Origin of the sequence: Nitrosomonas eutropha (assembly GCF_003201195.1) — a bacterium.
GTDB classification, from domain to species: domain Bacteria; phylum Pseudomonadota; class Gammaproteobacteria; order Burkholderiales; family Nitrosomonadaceae; genus Nitrosomonas; species Nitrosomonas eutropha.
On record NZ_QICQ01000002.1, the window covers coordinates 24,174 to 41,149 of the forward strand.

Consider the following 16,976-nt stretch of genomic DNA (forward strand, 5'->3'; position numbering starts at 1 on the left):
TATCTGATCAACAGGAAATTTACAAACCTGGCGGCTACAGCTGGCAAGAATAAAAGACAAGCAGCAGATTACCCGTACCTCGCCATTTGTCTTTTTCTCTGCCCCCAGAAAATATGTTGCGGTAATTTCACAGGCTTCAGGTGGCTATCGTGATAAAACAACTTTTAGAAGATTCAAAACTGTTCGGTACCAATGCGGCATTCATCGAAATGCTCTATGACCAGTATCTGGAAGATCAAACCAGCGTACCGGATCAATGGCGCCTGTATTTCGACTCACTGCAGCCAACAGAAAGTATTTCCATCCGGGACATTTCCCATACTCCGGTTATCGAGTCACTGATTCGATCTGCTGCACGGCATGAATCTTCCCTTTCCGACACTCCCTCAAAACAGGCGGAACAGCAAGCTATTGACTTTGAAGTACAGGAACGTAAACAAATTGCTGTTCTGCAGCTGATCAACACCTACCGCTTCCTGGGCGTGCGCAGAGCTAATCTTGACCCGCTCAATTTGCAGCAAAAACAGGATGTTCCCGAACTTGACCCGGAATTTCACGGGTTGACTGACGTAGACATGGACAAGGTATTTCATACCGGCTCTCTTGTCGGCCCGGAACATGCCACCTTGCAGGAAATTTTGCATAGATTGCAACAAACCTATTGCGGCAGCATTGGTGCAGAATACATGTACATCACGGATGTGAAACAGAAACGTTGGCTACAAAACCGGCTCGAATCCGTCTGCTCCCAGCCCAATTTCACCCCAGAGTACAAACGCCATATTCTTGAGCGGCTGACCGCTGCTGAAGGCCTGGAGCAATATCTGCACACTCGTTACGTTGGCCAGAAACGCTTTTCCGGGGAAGGTAATGAAAGTCTCATCCCAATGCTGGATAAACTGCTGCAACATGCGGGAACAGCAGGTGTACAGGAAATTGTCATGGGAATGGCTCATCGCGGACGCTTGAGTGTACTGGTCAATACGCTGGGGAAAATGCCTTCCGAGCTGTTTCAGGAATTTGAAGGCAAACAGCCGCAGGAGCTGACTTCCGGCGATGTCAAATATCACCAGGGATTTTCTTCCGCAGTCATGACGCCGGGTGGTGTTATGCGCCTGGCGCTTGCGTTCAATCCGTCACACCTCGAAATCGTCAACCCGGTGGTGGAAGGCTCTGTACGCGCACGCCAACACCGAATTGGCGATAAAAATGGTGATCTGATCGTTCCGGTGCTGATCCACGGCGATGCTTCTTTCGCCGGGCAGGGTGTTGTTATGGAAACACTGAACCTGTCACAAACACGAGGGTACGGTACAGGTGGAACGGTTCACATCGTCATCAATAACCAGATTGGTTTCACCACATCAGACCCGCGTGACAGCCGCTCCACACTGTATTGCACAGATGTCGTCAAGATGATTGATGCGCCGGTCCTGCATGTCAACGGAGATGATCCTGATGCAGTCATACTGGCAACTGAAATAGCGCTTGATTTTCGCATGCAGTTCCGCAAGGACATCGCGATTGATCTGGTTTGTTTCCGAAAACTGGGTCATAACGAGCAAGATGAGCCCATGGTTACCCAGCCCTCCATGTATCGTGTTATTCATCAACACCCCGGGGTTCGTAAACTCTATGCTGACCGACTCATCCAACAGGGTGTCATCAAGGAAGCCGATGCAGAAGCTATGGTGCAATCCTATCAGGATGCCATGGATGAAGGCCGCAACCCCAACACCACGATATGCTACGACTACAAATCACCCAATACAGCCAACTGGGCGCCTTTCTTATCCCCCGCGAAATGGAATCAACCGGTAAAAACTGGTGTATCTATTGAAGATCTGAAACATCTGTCTGAGCGCCTGACCACTATTCCAGCCACGTTCCAATTACACCCCAGGGTTGAGAAAGTCATTGAAGATCGGCGAAAAATGGGTGAAGGCAGCTTGCCGCTTGATTGGGGGATGGCCGAAAGCCTGGCCTATGCCGCCTTGCTGAAAGAAGGTTATCCGGTGCGTATTTCCGGACAGGATAGTGGACGCGGTACATTTTTTCACCGCCATGCTGTCCTGCATGACCAGAATCGTGAACAGGATCAATGGGAAGATGGCATATATATTCCTCTGCGCTATATCACTCCTAAACAATCTGATTTCGTTGTGATTGATTCAATCCTCTCAGAAGAAGCAGTGCTGGGTTTTGAATATGGTTATGCCACGGCGCGACCGGATGAACTCGTCATCTGGGAAGCGCAGTTTGGAGATTTTGCCAACGGCGCTCAGGTTGTGATCGATCAGTTTATCGCTTCAGGTGAAGCCAAGTGGGGACGCCTGTGCGGCCTGGTTTTATTTTTGCCGCATGGTTATGAAGGACAGGGACCAGAACATTCCTCCGCGCGCCTGGAACGATTCCTGCAGCTGTGTGCTGAATACAATATCCAGGTATGTATCCCTTCCACGCCGGCACAGATCTTTCATTTACTCCGGCGACAGATGATCCGGCCGATACGCAAACCGCTGATCGTCATTACCCCAAAAAGTATGCTGCGTCACAAGGAAGCAGTCTCATCTCTGGAAGAACTGGCAAACGACCAATTTCAGCCTATTATTTCTGAAACAGGAACATTTGCAACAGAGAAAATAAAGCGTCTGATCGTCTGCAGCGGAAAAATATACTATGAGCTGATCGCCTATCGACGTGAACATGCCATCACCAATATGGCCATCATTCGACTGGAGCAGCTTTACCCATTTCCGCACGAAGATTTTCAGGCGGAAATCAATCACTACGCACGCACGCAAGAAATCCTCTGGTGCCAGGAAGAACCAGGTAACCAGGGTGCCTGGCATCGTATTCAGCACTACCTGCTGCGCCACATGCGACCAGATCAAAAACTGGGATATGCACTCCGGCCTTCATCTGCTTCCCCCTCGGTCGGGTATTTCGCAATGGATAGATTCAGGCAAAGAGAATTAATTGAAGCGGCATTTCGCGACACAATCTGACAAGGTTATGGAGAAATCATCATGCTGATCGAAGTCAAAGTCCCCGTATTTTCAGAATCAGTGACAGAAGGTACGCTGATCAATTGGCTTAAAAAACAGGGAGAACATATTGAACGCGGTGAAAATCTGATTGATATTGAAACAGATAAGGTGGTTCTGGAGCTCCCTGCCCCGCAATCCGGTGTTCTGGTTGAAATCGTCAAAAATGATGGGGCTATCGTCACCAGCGGGGAAATCATCGCTCGTATCGACACTGCAGCAAAAGGCTTGAAAACAGATCCACAGCAACCTGCACAAACCGCTCAGGCTGAATCTGTTGACGATCCCAAACAGCCAGCAGCTGATAAGACCGACGACGTATCACCACAACCAGGCCGCCCGCTTATGCCGGCTGCAAAAAGAGTCGCAGACGAGAATGGTCTGACTGCCAAGGAAATAACAGCCATACATGGCACCGGCCGTGGTGAACGAATTACCAAGGAAGATGTATTAAACCACATCAAGAATCGAGAAAGCTCTGCCACTAGCCAACAACCAGATTCCTCATCGAATCAGCCTGTCAGAAAAATTCAGCCTGACACAGCCTCATCAGCCTCTCAAACAGAACAATCCGCAAGACAAGAAAAACGTGTGCCCATGACCCGTCTACGCATGCGTATTGCAGAACGGCTGGTACAGTCCCAATCCACCGCAGCTATTCTGACGACATTCAATGAAGTCAACATGCAGGCCATTCTGGATTTACGTGCCCGTTACAGGGTCAGTTTTGAGAAAGAACACGGCATCAAACTCGGGTTTACCTCATTCTTCATTAAGGCAGCTATCGCAGCACTTAAAAAATTCCCCATCATCAACGCATCGGTGGATGGAAACGACATCATCTATCACGAATATTACGACATCGGCATAGCCGTAGCCAGCCCGCGCGGCCTGGTTGTGCCCATTATTCGCGATGCAGACAAACTTACCTTTGCTGAAATTGAAAGACAGATTGCTGATCTGGCTAAACGAGCGCAGGATGGAAAACTGACCATAGAAGAGCTAACGGGAGGCACCTTTTCTATTACCAACGGCGGTGTCTTCGGATCAATGCTCTCCACGCCGATCATCAATCCGCCACAAAGTGCTATTCTTGGTATCCATGCCACTAAAGAGCGCCCGGTAGTTGAAAATGGTCAGATCGTCATTCGGCCCATGAACTACCTCGCGCTTTCCTATGATCACCGCATTATCGATGGGCGTGAAGCCGTGCTATCACTGGTAGCCATGAAGGAAGCACTGGAATACCCGGCCAGCCCGCTGTTCGATGATTGAGGAAACAATGTTATTCGTCTTGGGCGGACTGACGTAATCAGGAACAGCCATACAATCAATCAGCTGATTTTTTTGCTGTTTCCCACTGTTCGGGCGTGTAGGTTTTCATGGATAACGCATGGATTTCTTCGCGCATCCGGTCACCAAGCGCCTGATAAACCAGTTGATGCTGTTTGACTATATTCTTCCCCTGAAACTGCTCGCTGACGATCACAGCACTAAAATGATGGCCGTCATCCCCTACTACCTTGATCCAGGTACAAGGCAACGCAGTTTTAATTGAATGTTCGATTGACTCTGCTGTAACCACAACTACTCCTTATCCATAAAAATATAAAAGCTGTTCCATTTCGCTTACGAGCGTATTTTGTAGCCGCTTTTCAGCATCCATAATGCCCACCCTGAAATCACGATGAGACAGCACAGCACAACGCTCATGCTGATATAAGGCGAAATATCAGAGATACCAAAAAAACCATAGCGGAAACCATCGATCATGTAAAAGAACGGATTCAGATGCGACAGAAGCTGCCATACAGGTGGCAGAGAATGAATGGAATAAAACACACCGGAAAGAAAAGTCAGCGGTAGAATAATGAAATTCTGAAAAGCAGCCAGTTGATCAAACTTATCCGACATAATCCCGGCAATGACGCCTAGCACTCCCAGCAGAGCGCTACCAAGCAACGCAAATAATATAACCCAGAGTGGCGACTGCAGGGGCAACGGATAAAATAGAAGGGCAGCAGCATACACACCCATGCCAACCATGAGTCCACGCAATGTTGAGGCACTGATATAGGCCAGAAAGATTTCCAGGTAAGACAGGGGTGACAGCAGGACGAATACTAGATTCCCCGTTATTTTCGACTGGATCAGGCTGGAAGATGAATTAGCAAAGGAGTTTTGCAAAACCGTCATCATTACCAACCCGGGAATCAGAAATACAGCATAAGTAACACCATCATAAACTTGCACCCGATTAGCAAGTACATGAGAAAAAATCAGTAGATAAAGCAAGCTGGACAAGATTGGCGCCAGTATCGTCTGCAAACTGACTTTCCAGAAACGCAATAATTCCTTGTAAAACAAGGTATAAAAACCGGTCATGCGCTACCTGCCGAATCAGCTTCCATAAGCTTCATGAATACCGACTCAAGGTCAGGCTGAAGCAGTTTAATATCAAACACCTGTATTCCAGATTCTCGTAATATTGACAACGCCGTTTCAATCTCTGAACTGTCCTTTATTTTCAGACTGTGCAGACAGCCATCCTGTTTACCTGGCCATGCCTGTAAACCGGATGGCAATTTCTCCGAAGACAAACGAAACTCCAGTGTGTAACCCCGCGTGCTGTGCACAAGGTTATGCATACTATCAAGTGCGATAATTTTTCCCTGCTTGAGCACCGCCACACGATTACACAAGGCTTCGGCCTCTTCCAGATAATGCGTGGTCAGAACAATCGTATGCCCCTGAAGATTAAGTTGCCGGATGAATTGCCACAAACTTTGACGTAAATCCACATCTACGCCTGCTGTCGGTTCATCAAGAATAATCACCGGAGGTTTATGTACTAATGCCTGTGCGATCAATAAACGCCGCTTCATACCACCTGACAAGGCGCGTACATTCGCATGTGCTTTTTCTGTGAGATCAAGATGATGCAAAATTTCATCAATCCAGACATCATTTCGTTTAAGACCGAAATAACCTGACTGGATCACCAGTGTTTCACGTACGGTGAAAAAGGGATCGTATACCAGTTCCTGTGGAACCACACCCAGCCTTTTTCGCGCTTCACGATAACCGGACAAGACATCGTACCCCATAACGCTGGCAGTCCCATGACTTGCACGGGTTAAACCAGCCAGGATACTGATCAGCGTGGTTTTACCTGCACCATTAGGGCCCAACAACGCGAAGAATTCACCTGGCTGAATAACCAGATCGACATTATCCAGCGCAACCAGCGCACCATAGCACTTGCCTAGCCGCTGTATCTCGATAGCTGGGGTCATCTCATCACGGGAAACAATCAGAATTTATTAAACAAAACAAGGAACGGTAACACCTGCCCGATCAATCGGATTTACCTGTACAGCCGGATGGAATTAAAGTATCTACGTCATATAACTCAATAAGACCAACCAGATTTCCCGGCAGGTTGATAAATTCAATTTTCCGGCCGTGTATCTGAGTAGCACGTACCCATTCAAGTAGCATACTAACAGCCGAAGAATCCACCTGGGTAACCTCTGCCAGGTCTATCACCCGATTGTCCAGCTTGATTGCCGCCACACCTGCTCGAGTGACTTCAACCGCATTATCGTAAACTATCGGACCATGAATAAAAAGACGATCTTTCTCCACGCGAATACCGGTTTCCGTATCCATGCCTGTTTACTTGCTCTGCATGGATGTATTTTTCTCCACAAGTGCTGTGATCAGACCATCCACACCACCGTTTCTGATCTGACTGTTAAAGGTGCCCCGATAATTGGTCACCAGACTGACACCGGCAACAGTTACATCGTAAACCTTCCAGCCATTGCTACTTTTTTCCATGGAATAGTCGATCGGCACCGGCTGTTTACCACTCCCCTGGATCACCTGAGTCTTGACTGTTGCCCTGGTATCCTGCGGGTTGACATTGGTTGGGCTGACCTTGATGATCTCATCACGATAGCTGGTCAGCGAGTTGGAATAGGTTCGCACCAGTAACGTGCGGAATTCCCTAACCAGTGATTTCTTTTGTTCCGGACCGGCAAGTGACCAATTTTTACCCATCGCCAGCTGGGTCATGCGTGTGAAGTTAAAATGCGGCAATATTTTTTCCCGGATAAGATTTAATACCTTATCCTGGTTGCCTGCCCTGATACCATCATCCTGATTGAGTATGGTGATCACTTCATCAACTGTATTTCTAATCAGTGCATCAGGTGAAGAGTCCTGTGCTGCTGCAGGGAGCGCAATAACCAGTAACGCCAGAAAAATAATCTTATTAAATAATAATTTCATGTTTTATCGCCTGTTTCAAATTTCCGGATCCAAATTTTTTTTCTCTGAAGCCTTATCGAACAAGAAGCGCCCGATCATCTCCTCCAACACAATCGCCGAGTTGGTTTTCATAATCTTTTCACCATCTGCGAGCATCTCCTCATCCCCACCTGGTAATAATCCGATATACTGTTCCCCCAACAACCCTGAGGTCAAAATGCTAGCAAATGTATCCTTAGGAAACCGATAGCGCGTATCCACCTTCATGGTTACCACCGCATCATAGGTCTGCACATCAAACTGAATATCTGTGACACGGCCCACCACTACACCCGCACTTTTTACGGGCGCACGTACCTTTAAACCACCGATATTCTCGAAATTACCCACCAGTACATAGCTTTTATCTGTCTGAAAATCCGTAAGGTTACCTACTTTTAACCCCAGAATCAGCAATGCACCAATCCCCGCCATGACGAACAGGCCCACCCAAAAATCCATCATGGTACGTTGCATCAGCTTACCCCTCTGAACATAAATGCAGTTAAAACAAAATCCAGACCCAAAATTGCCAGCGCGGAAGTAACCACTGTACGGGTCGTTGCGCCCGACACCCCCTCTGCCGTTGGCGGTGCATCAAATCCTTCAAACACGGCAATGGCCGTCACCACCACACCAAAGAAACAGCTTTTGATGACACCATTTACAATGTCATAACGGAAATCAACCGAGCTTTGCATCTGTGACCAAAAAGAGCCCTCGTCCACACCGATAAAAATCACCGTCACCAGATAGCCACCAAACACACCCATCACAGAAAACATGGCAGCCAGCAACGGCATCGAAAAAACTCCACCCCAGAATCGCGGCGCAACGATGCGCGCGATCGGGTCCACTGCCATCATACCCATGGCGGCCAGTTGCTCGGTTGCTTTCATCAGTCCGATTTCGGCAGTCATGGCTGAACCTGCCCGGCTGGCAAACAGCAATGCAGCAATCACTGGCCCCAGTTCGCGCACCAGAGATAACGCCACCAATGTTCCCACCGCTGATTCGGAACCAAATTTCTGCAGCGTTTCATAACCCTGCAATCCCAGCACCATGCCGACAAATAGCCCGGATACCAGAATAATAATCAGCGACATCACTCCGGCATAATAGATCTCGCGCGTAATCAAACGAAAACGCAGAAAACCGGGAACAGATTTCAGCAATACCAGCAGCATAAAATGAGTTGCACATCCAAGTCGCCAGATGCTATCAACCATCCTATGCCCAATGGATTCGATAACGATCCTGATCCGTCTAGCCAAACTGATCACTCCCTGTATTCATGCTGATAATATCCAGTCAGGCATTGCTTCCAACGCCTATTCCCAAATCCTGAGAATAAGCCTGTGCCTGGTAATGAAAGGGCACCGGGCCATCTATTTCACCATGAACGAACTGGTGTACGAACGGCACTTTTGATGCACGTACCTCATCAGGCGTTCCGTGCGCAGCAATCACCCCGTCGGCCAGAAAATAAACGTAATCAACAATCCGCAGCGACTCCTGAATGTCATGTGTCACCATAATGGAAGTCATGCCGAGTGTATCGGTCAAGCGGCGAATCAAACTGCCAATCACGCTCAATGATATTGGATCCAGACCAGTAAACGGTTCGTCGAACATCATCAGCATAGGATCCAGCGCAATCGAACGCGCCAGTGCCACGCGCCGCGCCATTCCGCCAGAAAGCTGTGCCGGCATCAGATGCTGGGCACCACGCAAACCGACCGCGTGCAATTTCATCAGCACGAGATCCCGGATCATTGATTCAGGCAAATTCGTGTGTTCACGCATCTGAAAAGCAACATTATCGAACACTGACAAATCGGTAAATAATGCACCAAACTGGAATAGCATACCCATTTTACGTCGTAACTTGAATAACTCATTCCGGCCTAGCTCATGTACAACCTGCCCCGCTACGCTGACAGATCCAACCAAAGGCCTGATTTCACCTCCAATCAACCGCAATAGCGTCGTTTTTCCTGACCCGCTCCCTCCCATGATGGCAATCACCTGTCCGCGCGATATGCTCATATCGACACCTTTCAGAATTGGCCGGGTACCGTAGGCAAAATTAACGTTCCTGAATTCAATCAACGGACTGGTAGCCATCAGTTTTTGTCTTTTAACTTCCAAAATTTCAGTGACATGCGTAACATCTCCAAGGTTGCATCCTAATTCCAATACTGGCCGCATAGACATTCCAACCCGAACATTCCCCTAACATAATCCAATTCATGCATTTTACCAGAGCCCCCCGGATACCACTCAACCCGTCACTCTCTTTCCTGAAATTTTGTCTCTTTACAATCTTTCTGATTTTTCTGCATGCCCAACCGGGGCTGGCTGACACCATCTATCGCTCTATCAATCCCCATGGTCGAATCCTCTATTCTGATATCCCCACCCCAACTGCAAAACCTCTGCAACTTGCTGCTCAGCCAGTACGGAGCAAATATCGGGTCACTAGAGTTATCGACGGCGATACCGTCGTGCTTGAGAATAACAAACGGGTAAGATTGCTGGGTGTGAATGCACCCGAGATCGAAAACCGGTTTCATCCGGCAGAGCCAGGCGGGATTGAAGCAAAAAAATGGCTGCAAGGAAAACTACAAGGACGCAGTGTTTATCTGGAACATGATCGGCAAACGCAAGATCACTATAAAAGAATGCTTGCTCATCTATATCTTGCAGATGGAGAACATATCAACCTGTCTCTGGTGGAAAAAGGGCTAGCTGTTGTCACACTGATATCTCCAAACCTGCTGCATGCCAATACCCTGATCAAGGCACAACAACGGGCAGAAACAAAGAAACTGGGGATCTGGTCAATGAAGCAATACCAGCCACGTCAGCTGGTCAAACTAACCGAAAAACCATTTGGTTGGCAGCGCTACCGGGTAAAGGTCACGGCACTCAAACGCAATCGCCGATTCAGCCGCCTTATCATCGGCAAAAATATCGACATCTCTATTGCCAACCAGGATCTGGCCTTATTCCCACGTCTGGAAACTTATCTGAACAAGCCGTTGGAGGTACGTGGCTGGGTATCACGCAAGAAAAACCATTTTTCAATACGTATTCAGCACCCGAGTGCATTGATCCTGCATTAAGATCACTTCTGAAGATTGGCTTTCAGACGAGGTACCCTTAAGAAAAATCACTGTAGCGTGACCGTTTGCGCCATTGAATACGTGGAATAACTAGCCCCAAAAATAAACCGGCAAACAGCACCAATCCTCCAGCGTAAAACCACTCACGTTCGACCTGCTTGCCCAGCGTCTGATTTTCTTGCTCAAGTTTGCCAAGTTTTGCCGTTAAAACATCTGTTTGCTGCCGTAGTTCCTGATTCTGATTATCAAGCTGTACAGCATTGGCGGCCAACTGCTTTATTTTGGATAGCTCCGCCTCCAGTTGATTGTTATTCTTCTCAAGCATCGTTGCCCGTTGCATCAGTGTTTCATACTCATGCCTGATAAGATCAGCCTGCGCACGCGGATTATCCGGGCGATTGTCATCGCCTGAAAACTGGTTGCTTAATGCTTCGAGTAACACTCTCGCTGCCGGCTCGGCCATCAGGTGCCGTGTCAACACCCATCCTTCAGCACCACCAGCTGTCCTGACCCTGGCATACCCGCTCTTCCGGTCGCGCTCCAGCACTTCTAGCTCAGCACCACTTTTCAACACCTTCACAATTGCATGTTTATGACTGGGGCCCGTTCGTACTAACACTTCCACCTGATCGCTGGCATAGCCTTTTTCAGCCCGAGCCGGCAGTGGCAATATACATACACAAACGATAGAAATAATCAGAAGATGGGTAAGTCTACTCATTTCACTTATAGTGGCTGGTTCCGGAAACAAAATAGTACGGCCACTGTTAACACATACCAAAACATCCGGTTTTTACGCGGACCTGATCTGGAAACGCTAACGCTACTTGTTGTCATCAAATCCTGATATAAAATATTTAATCAGCAGAACCAGAAAAAAGGGAATGGAACTCAGTGTCGTCATTAGATAATGTTCATAGGTAAACTGATCACCTTCATCCATAATGATGTAGGTAAAGAAAACACCAATCGGAAAAATGATCATAAGGGATTGGAGTAACAAAAACAGATTCTTCATTGTACTGTCTCACACTATCTTGCTCATTGCCACGAGAAACCGCATTTAAACTACAATAGAATATCATAGAAACTTAGATCATTATTATGCCGGGGCAACAATACCTAAAACCACATGAAATGACCGAATCATCTCGAATTTTACTCATTCTGACCAACCTTCCGGATGAAACAAGCGCCAGGAAGCTGGCAAAAGTACTGGTTGACCAACAGCTGGCAGCATGTGTCAATATCCTGCAGGGATGCACTTCAATTTATCGCTGGCAGGGTCAAATTGAAACGGCCAGTGAAATACCGGTTCTGATCAAAACTACCCGGCAACGATACCAAGCTGTGGAACAAACGATCAAATCACAGCACCCCTACGAACTCCCTGAAGTTATTGCTGTCCCTCTCGATAACGGGTTGCCTGCTTACTTGCAGTGGGTCGCTAATGAAACAACCGAAACAGATGTTTAACCAGGATAACCAATGCGCTGGATAAAATTCATTTTGATTTTACTGTCACTATGCTTGATCAGTACGCACACCATGGCCGAAGAAAGCCGGTCCGGGGGGTTGATGAGTATTCTGCAACGATTGGGGATGAGTATCGATCAGACCGAGCAGGAATTGTTGCCACCGGATGAGGCCTTCAAGCTGTCCCTCGAAGTACGGGATGATCACACACTGATTGCCCGCCTGACACCAGCCAGGGATTACTATCTTTATCGTGACAAGATTGCTTTTGAATCAAAGAGTGAAGGGATTCACATTGAGCAAGTCACCCTGCCATCAGGGAAAATGAAGAATGACCAGCTCTTTGGCAACACTGAAGTGTACTACCAGCCATTGGAAGCTGTTATCACACTGCGCCGCGAATCATCTGCTCCGGAGCAGCTATCCCTCTCTGCTACCTACCAGGGTTGTAACGAACCAATCGGTGTGTGCTATGCGCCGATCAACAAGGAAAATGAACTACTGCTGCCCGCCCTGAAGGCCATAGTGAACACAGCCGCCGGCGCTATCAGCAACAATGTGCAAGCAGCCAATGCTGACTCTACTGCCGAACTGTTTCAATCACCTGGCAATACTGCCCCATTATTTGAAACAGAATCCTATAAAATAGAACGCCTGTTCGCCAGTGGCAATTTCTGGCTGATTCTGAGTGGCTTTTTTGGCATTGGCGTGCTACTCGCTTTCACGCCCTGCATATTCCCCATGTTGCCAATTCTGTCCGGCATCATCGCCAGCAAAGGACAGCAAATGTCAAAAACACACGGCTTCATACTGGCATTGGCCTATGTGCTGGGGATGTCGATCACTTATGCCGCAGCCGGTGCTGCCGCAGGCTTATCCGGGGCCATGTTATCCGCCTCACTACAAAATGCCTGGGTACTGGGAACATTCGCACTGATCTTTACTGCACTGGCACTCTCCATGTTTGGTTTCTACGAACTGCAAATGCCCGCTTTCATACAAAACAAGTTGATAGAAGAAGCCAATCATTTCAAGGGTGGCCAACTGGCTGGCGTGTTTGGAATGGGCGCACTGTCCGCACTGATCGTCAGCCCCTGTGTTGCCGCTCCGCTCGCTGGTGCATTGATCTATATCAGCCAGACTCGCGATGTCGTGCTGGGTGGATCCGCCCTGTTTGTCATGGCATTGGGAATGGGTGTTCCCCTACTGTTGCTCGGTGTTTCTGCTGGTGCACTATTACCTAAAGCTGGTGCGTGGATGAAATCCATTCAGCAATTTTTTGGTGTCCTGCTGCTGGCTGTGGCCATCTGGCTGATCTCTCCCGTAATTACAGAAGTCGTCCACATGCTGCTCTGGGCAGCGTTGCTGATTATTTCAGCCATCTATCTACATGCGCTTGATCCGCTACCTCATCAGGCTTCTGGCTTCAGTAAATTTCTCAAGGGGATCGGCGTTATTGCATTGCTGACCGGTGTTGCATTACTCATCGGCGTACTTTCCGGAAGCCGGGATATCCTGCAACCCTTGTCAAAATTCAACCTGACTGCATCCACCTCTTCCGCGCAGCTTGCTGAATCGCCGGCTGGCATGAACGCTCCCCTGCCATTCAAGCAAATAAAAACAGCTGCAGAACTGGACGAACTCATCCGGCAATCACGGGGACATTACGTCATGATCGACTTTTATGCCGACTGGTGTATTTCCTGCAAGGAAATGGAACGCTTCACCTTTACCGATCCACAGGTCCAGGCACGTCTAAAAAATGTCGAGCTGGTTCAGATCAACGTAACTGAAGGAACACCGGATGACGCCGAACTACTCAAACGTTTCAAACTCTTCGGCCCGCCTGGAATTCTGTTTTTTGATAAACAGGGAGTTGAGATTCCTGACATCAAGATTATTGGCTATCTCGACAAAAAAGACTTTGTTACCGTACTGGATGCAATACTGCTCTGACAACCAGGCAGCAGGCAGCAACCATCCACATTTGCACTATTTTGCAGATATATAGCAGTACACGCTGTGCCTTGAGTGCGCCAGTACGGTAAATACCAAATTGATCCGGTATCTGTTATACCGCGTAAATATCTAACTTTTTCCCGGAATCCCTTATGTCCAAGCCCAACAAGTTTTCGTTCTACATTATTGTCGCCATTCTTTCACTGGCCGCTGGTATTGCCTACAAATCCAGAGAAATGGGTATTACAACCTCTCTGTCGGATAACGCCAAAAAAACTGCAGCAGAAACATTCTTCAACACAACGTTATCCACCCCGGAAGGCATCCCCCAGGCCATGTCGCAATGGCGGGGGAAAATCATTGTTATCAATTTCTGGGCAACCTGGTGTCTGCCCTGTCGGGATGAAATTCCGGAATTAATCGATACCTATGCAACATACCACCAGAAAGATTTGGTTATCGTTGGAATTGCCATAGATAATGCCGAAAAAGTAGCCGCATTCAGCAAGGAATTCAACATTAACTACCCCGTACTGGTCGGAGAATTTGATGCCTTTACCCTGACGGAAGCCATGGGCAACCCGCAAGGTGCCTTGCCTTTTACCGTTACAATTGATCGCAACGGCACGATCGTCGATACCCACCTGGGACGAATTAAAAAACAGCAAATCGAAGCAATCATTCAACCAATGTTGTAAAACCTATTCAAGGTCTCAATCAAGGGATGCAGTGCAAGGCAAAATTAAACAAGAAAGCGGAGCATACTTGAAGTATGTTGAGCATTTTGAGTTCAATTTCAACGCCGTAATGCGCCCTTCAGTAAGCTATTGAACAGGTTCTAACAACCTGGCGACCGGTTTCGTTACAAACTATCAAGGCCACTCGCAATCCGAGTCACGTCCAACCTCCAATCTTTGCAAGCTAGCCGTGACATTTTTCAGATACCAGCAAATATTCACATCTGTGCGCTCTTTGCTTGCCCAGCAGCTATGGGCAAGGATCTTATTGGGTATGGGATTAGGCACGATCACTGGGCTTGCATTATCCCCTGGTGGCTTTGCATTGCTGGAAAATGAAACCGCGCTCACTGCGGCAGAATGGATTGCCCTGCCCGGTACCGTATTTCTGGAAATCCTGAAAATGGTAGTAATTCCGCTAATCATCTGCTCCATCGTACTGGGCATTCTGAGCAGCGGCTCACCCCGGCAACTAAAGAAGATGGGGGCATTTATCGTGCCCTATTTCATAGCAACTTCTTTTGTAGCAGTCACAATCGGCCTGTCACTCTCTCTTTTTATCCAGCCAGGACACATGATGAGTGCCGGTGCCCATGCAATGGTAACGGATGCAATATCGACCGCCAGTGCACCGATACTGGATGAACTGACTGTTCCACAACGCATTACCCGTCTGATTCCTTCCAATTTTGTCGAAGCAGCTTTGCACGTCGACATGCTCAAAATTGTGATCATCGCCATCTTTTTTGGTGTTGCCGCGCTGACCATGCCGCGCGAGATCGTAAAACCATTTGAGGCACTATGTCTGTTCGGGCAAGGCGCCGCGATGCAAATTATCGACTGGGCCATGGCATTGGCACCTTATGCCGTATTTGGCCTGATGACCGACGCCATGATTCACCTGGGCTTTGACGCCCTCAGCGCCATTGGCTGGTATATGACCTCTGTACTATCGGGGCTGGCCATTATTCTCAGTTTGTATCTGTTCGGAGCAACCGTATTTGGTGGCCATTCACCAACTACTTTTTTACGAGCGATCCGTGAAGTGCAACTGCTGGCCTTTTCAACCTCCAGCTCGGCAGCTGTGATGCCAGTATCCATCCGTACCGCAGAAAACAACCTGGGTGTCAGTGAAGATATCAGCCGCTTCGTCATCCCCATTGGTGCAACCATCAACATGGACGGCACCGGACTTTATCAGGCCGTAGCTGCTATTTTCCTGTGTCAGATCTTCGGCGTGGATCTGAGTTTTACCGAGATGGCCTTGCTGATGTGCGTCATCGTGGGTGCATCAATCGGCACTCCCGCCACCCCTGGCGTTGGCATTGTCGTGCTGGCCACCATTTTATCCGGCATCGGCGTACCTCCCGCCGGCATCGGTATTATTTTCGGCGTTGACCGTATCCTTGACATGTGCCGCACGACTATCAACGTCACAGGCGATCTCACCGCTGTCGTCATTATGGAGCGCTGGATGAAAAGCAGATCTGCTTAAAAAGTAGGCGAGAATCACCGTGCAGAGATTCCCTAAACACCCGAAGCGGCACGCCAAAGCGATCCAGCAACTTCAGAGCTTTCTTTATCTCCGCCCGTGCAGCAGAAATACCGTCGGTTTCTTGTGCAGATCCGGCCAGTTGCTGCCTGGCCGCCATTCACTGATCATTTGCGTCAGGACAACCTCATCTGCCTGGGTCAGATTACAGGCCACACATAAATCCGTTTCCACATGGCATTGCTGCACCAGCGCCTCCAGCAATTTCCGGTTGCGGTAAGGTGTTTCGATAAAAATCTGGGTCTCATCCGCCGCGATGGATGCCTTTTCCAGCTGGATAATCTTTTTATTGCGCACCTCTGGGGCAACCGGCAGGTAGCCATGAAAGCGGAAGCGCTGGCCGTTCAGCCCGGAAGCCATCAACGCCAGCAAAATTGCAGAAGGACCAACAAACGGCACCACCCGAATCTGCCTGCGATGCGCCAGCCGGACAAGCATCCCACCGGGATCAGCAATCGCCGGACAACCTGCCTCGGACAACAAACCAATATCCTCCCCGGCAAGCAATGGCGCCAGTAGTGCCTCCAACTCAGCGGCGGGAGTATGCTCATCCAGCACTTCCAGTTTGAGCGTTTGCACAACGCACAGTGGATTTACCTGTTTAAGAAAATGACGCGCTGTTTTAGGATGTTCGACGATGAATCGCCCCAGCAGGCTGATTCGCTGCTGAACTCCGGCAGGGAGTATCCAGCTAAGATCGCCTTCCCCCAACGGGGTCGGGATCAGATATAGCGTACCGTAAGGCATAACATCTGCAGGCATG

The 16,976-nt window shown here is 48.6% G+C and carries 18 protein-coding genes; 7 read left to right on the plus strand and 11 right to left on the minus strand.

Annotation, left to right across the window (positions count from 1 at the left end):
• The first annotated feature begins 149 nt into the window (after positions 1–149).
• The gene (locus C8R14_RS01150; RefSeq protein WP_011633948.1) at positions 150–3,008 is read left to right on the plus strand and encodes a 2-oxoglutarate dehydrogenase E1 component; all 2,859 of its coding nucleotides are present in this window, start codon (positions 150–152) and stop codon (positions 3,006–3,008) included.
• 21 nt (positions 3,009–3,029) lie between these two features.
• Positions 3,030–4,322: a 2-oxoglutarate dehydrogenase complex dihydrolipoyllysine-residue succinyltransferase gene (gene odhB / locus C8R14_RS01155; RefSeq protein ID WP_011633947.1), complete on the plus strand. Its 1,293-nt coding sequence runs from the start codon at positions 3,030–3,032 to the stop codon at positions 4,320–4,322.
• Between the two features lie 55 nt (positions 4,323–4,377).
• On the opposite strand, the gene C8R14_RS01160 is transcribed toward odhB, so the two are convergent.
• From C8R14_RS01160 to C8R14_RS01195, 8 genes are all read right to left on the minus strand, one after another.
• Positions 4,378–4,632, minus strand: a complete 255-nt coding sequence (locus C8R14_RS01160; protein WP_011633946.1) for a BolA family protein — start codon at positions 4,630–4,632, stop codon at positions 4,378–4,380.
• A 44-nt stretch (positions 4,633–4,676) separates the two neighbouring features.
• Positions 4,677–5,432: an ABC transporter permease gene (locus C8R14_RS01165; protein ID WP_011633945.1), complete on the minus strand. Its 756-nt coding sequence runs from the start codon at positions 5,430–5,432 to the stop codon at positions 4,677–4,679.
• Entirely contained in the window at positions 5,429–6,343 is a 915-nt protein-coding gene (locus C8R14_RS01170) for an ABC transporter ATP-binding protein (RefSeq protein ID WP_011633944.1), read from the minus strand. Before C8R14_RS01170 ends, C8R14_RS01165 begins: the two co-directional genes overlap by 4 nt.
• 61 nt (positions 6,344–6,404) lie before the next feature.
• Positions 6,405–6,719 (minus strand): STAS domain-containing protein, encoded by a 315-nt coding sequence (locus tag C8R14_RS01175; RefSeq protein WP_011633943.1) that lies wholly within the window; start codon positions 6,717–6,719, stop codon positions 6,405–6,407.
• A 6-nt stretch (positions 6,720–6,725) separates the two neighbouring features.
• A complete protein-coding gene (locus tag C8R14_RS01180; protein WP_011633942.1) occupies positions 6,726–7,343 on the minus strand; it encodes an MlaC/ttg2D family ABC transporter substrate-binding protein in 618 nt (205 codons plus the stop codon).
• A gap of 15 nt (positions 7,344–7,358) precedes the next feature.
• Positions 7,359–7,838: an outer membrane lipid asymmetry maintenance protein MlaD gene (gene mlaD / locus C8R14_RS01185; RefSeq protein WP_011633941.1), complete on the minus strand. Its 480-nt coding sequence runs from the start codon at positions 7,836–7,838 to the stop codon at positions 7,359–7,361.
• The gene (mlaE, locus tag C8R14_RS01190; RefSeq protein ID WP_011633940.1) at positions 7,838–8,635 is read right to left on the minus strand and encodes a lipid asymmetry maintenance ABC transporter permease subunit MlaE; all 798 of its coding nucleotides are present in this window, start codon (positions 8,633–8,635) and stop codon (positions 7,838–7,840) included. Before mlaE ends, mlaD begins: the two co-directional genes overlap by 1 nt.
• A gap of 37 nt (positions 8,636–8,672) precedes the next feature.
• Positions 8,673–9,488 carry an ABC transporter ATP-binding protein gene (locus C8R14_RS01195; protein WP_011633939.1) on the minus strand — a complete coding sequence of 272 codons (816 nt, stop codon included), beginning with the start codon at positions 9,486–9,488 and terminating at the stop codon, positions 8,673–8,675.
• Between the two features lie 125 nt (positions 9,489–9,613).
• Here C8R14_RS01195 and C8R14_RS01200 point away from each other — a divergent pair, with 125 nt between their 5' ends.
• Positions 9,614–10,489 carry a thermonuclease family protein gene (locus C8R14_RS01200; protein ID WP_011633938.1) on the plus strand — a complete coding sequence of 292 codons (876 nt, stop codon included), beginning with the start codon at positions 9,614–9,616 and terminating at the stop codon, positions 10,487–10,489.
• Between the two features lie 37 nt (positions 10,490–10,526).
• On the opposite strand, the gene C8R14_RS01205 is transcribed toward C8R14_RS01200, so the two are convergent.
• Positions 10,527–11,210: a TIGR04211 family SH3 domain-containing protein gene (locus C8R14_RS01205; RefSeq protein WP_011633937.1), complete on the minus strand. Its 684-nt coding sequence runs from the start codon at positions 11,208–11,210 to the stop codon at positions 10,527–10,529.
• Positions 11,211–11,312: 102 nt separating this feature from the next.
• Positions 11,313–11,507: a hypothetical protein gene (locus C8R14_RS01210; protein ID WP_011633936.1), complete on the minus strand. Its 195-nt coding sequence runs from the start codon at positions 11,505–11,507 to the stop codon at positions 11,313–11,315.
• A gap of 119 nt (positions 11,508–11,626) precedes the next feature.
• Here C8R14_RS01210 and cutA point away from each other — a divergent pair, with 119 nt between their 5' ends.
• The 4 genes from cutA (at position 11,627) to C8R14_RS01230 (ending at position 16,156) form a co-directional block, all read left to right on the plus strand.
• Positions 11,627–11,965: a divalent-cation tolerance protein CutA gene (cutA, locus tag C8R14_RS01215; RefSeq protein ID WP_041353448.1), complete on the plus strand. Its 339-nt coding sequence runs from the start codon at positions 11,627–11,629 to the stop codon at positions 11,963–11,965.
• 12 nt (positions 11,966–11,977) lie between these two features.
• Positions 11,978–13,921, plus strand: coding sequence for a protein-disulfide reductase DsbD (gene dsbD / locus C8R14_RS01220; RefSeq protein WP_011633934.1), 1,944 nt, complete (start codon positions 11,978–11,980; stop codon positions 13,919–13,921).
• Between the two features lie 155 nt (positions 13,922–14,076).
• A complete protein-coding gene (locus C8R14_RS01225) occupies positions 14,077–14,622 on the plus strand; it encodes a TlpA family protein disulfide reductase (protein WP_011633933.1) in 546 nt (181 codons plus the stop codon).
• Between the two features lie 265 nt (positions 14,623–14,887).
• Complete coding sequence (locus tag C8R14_RS01230; protein WP_256211894.1) at positions 14,888–16,156, plus strand: dicarboxylate/amino acid:cation symporter; 1,269 nt, start codon at positions 14,888–14,890, stop codon at positions 16,154–16,156.
• 84 nt (positions 16,157–16,240) lie between these two features.
• Here the strand turns inward: C8R14_RS01230 and C8R14_RS01235 are convergent, their stop codons facing one another.
• Positions 16,241–16,975 carry an SAM-dependent methyltransferase gene (locus tag C8R14_RS01235; RefSeq protein WP_011633931.1) on the minus strand — a complete coding sequence of 245 codons (735 nt, stop codon included), beginning with the start codon at positions 16,973–16,975 and terminating at the stop codon, positions 16,241–16,243.
• Position 16,976 lies beyond the last annotated feature (1 nt).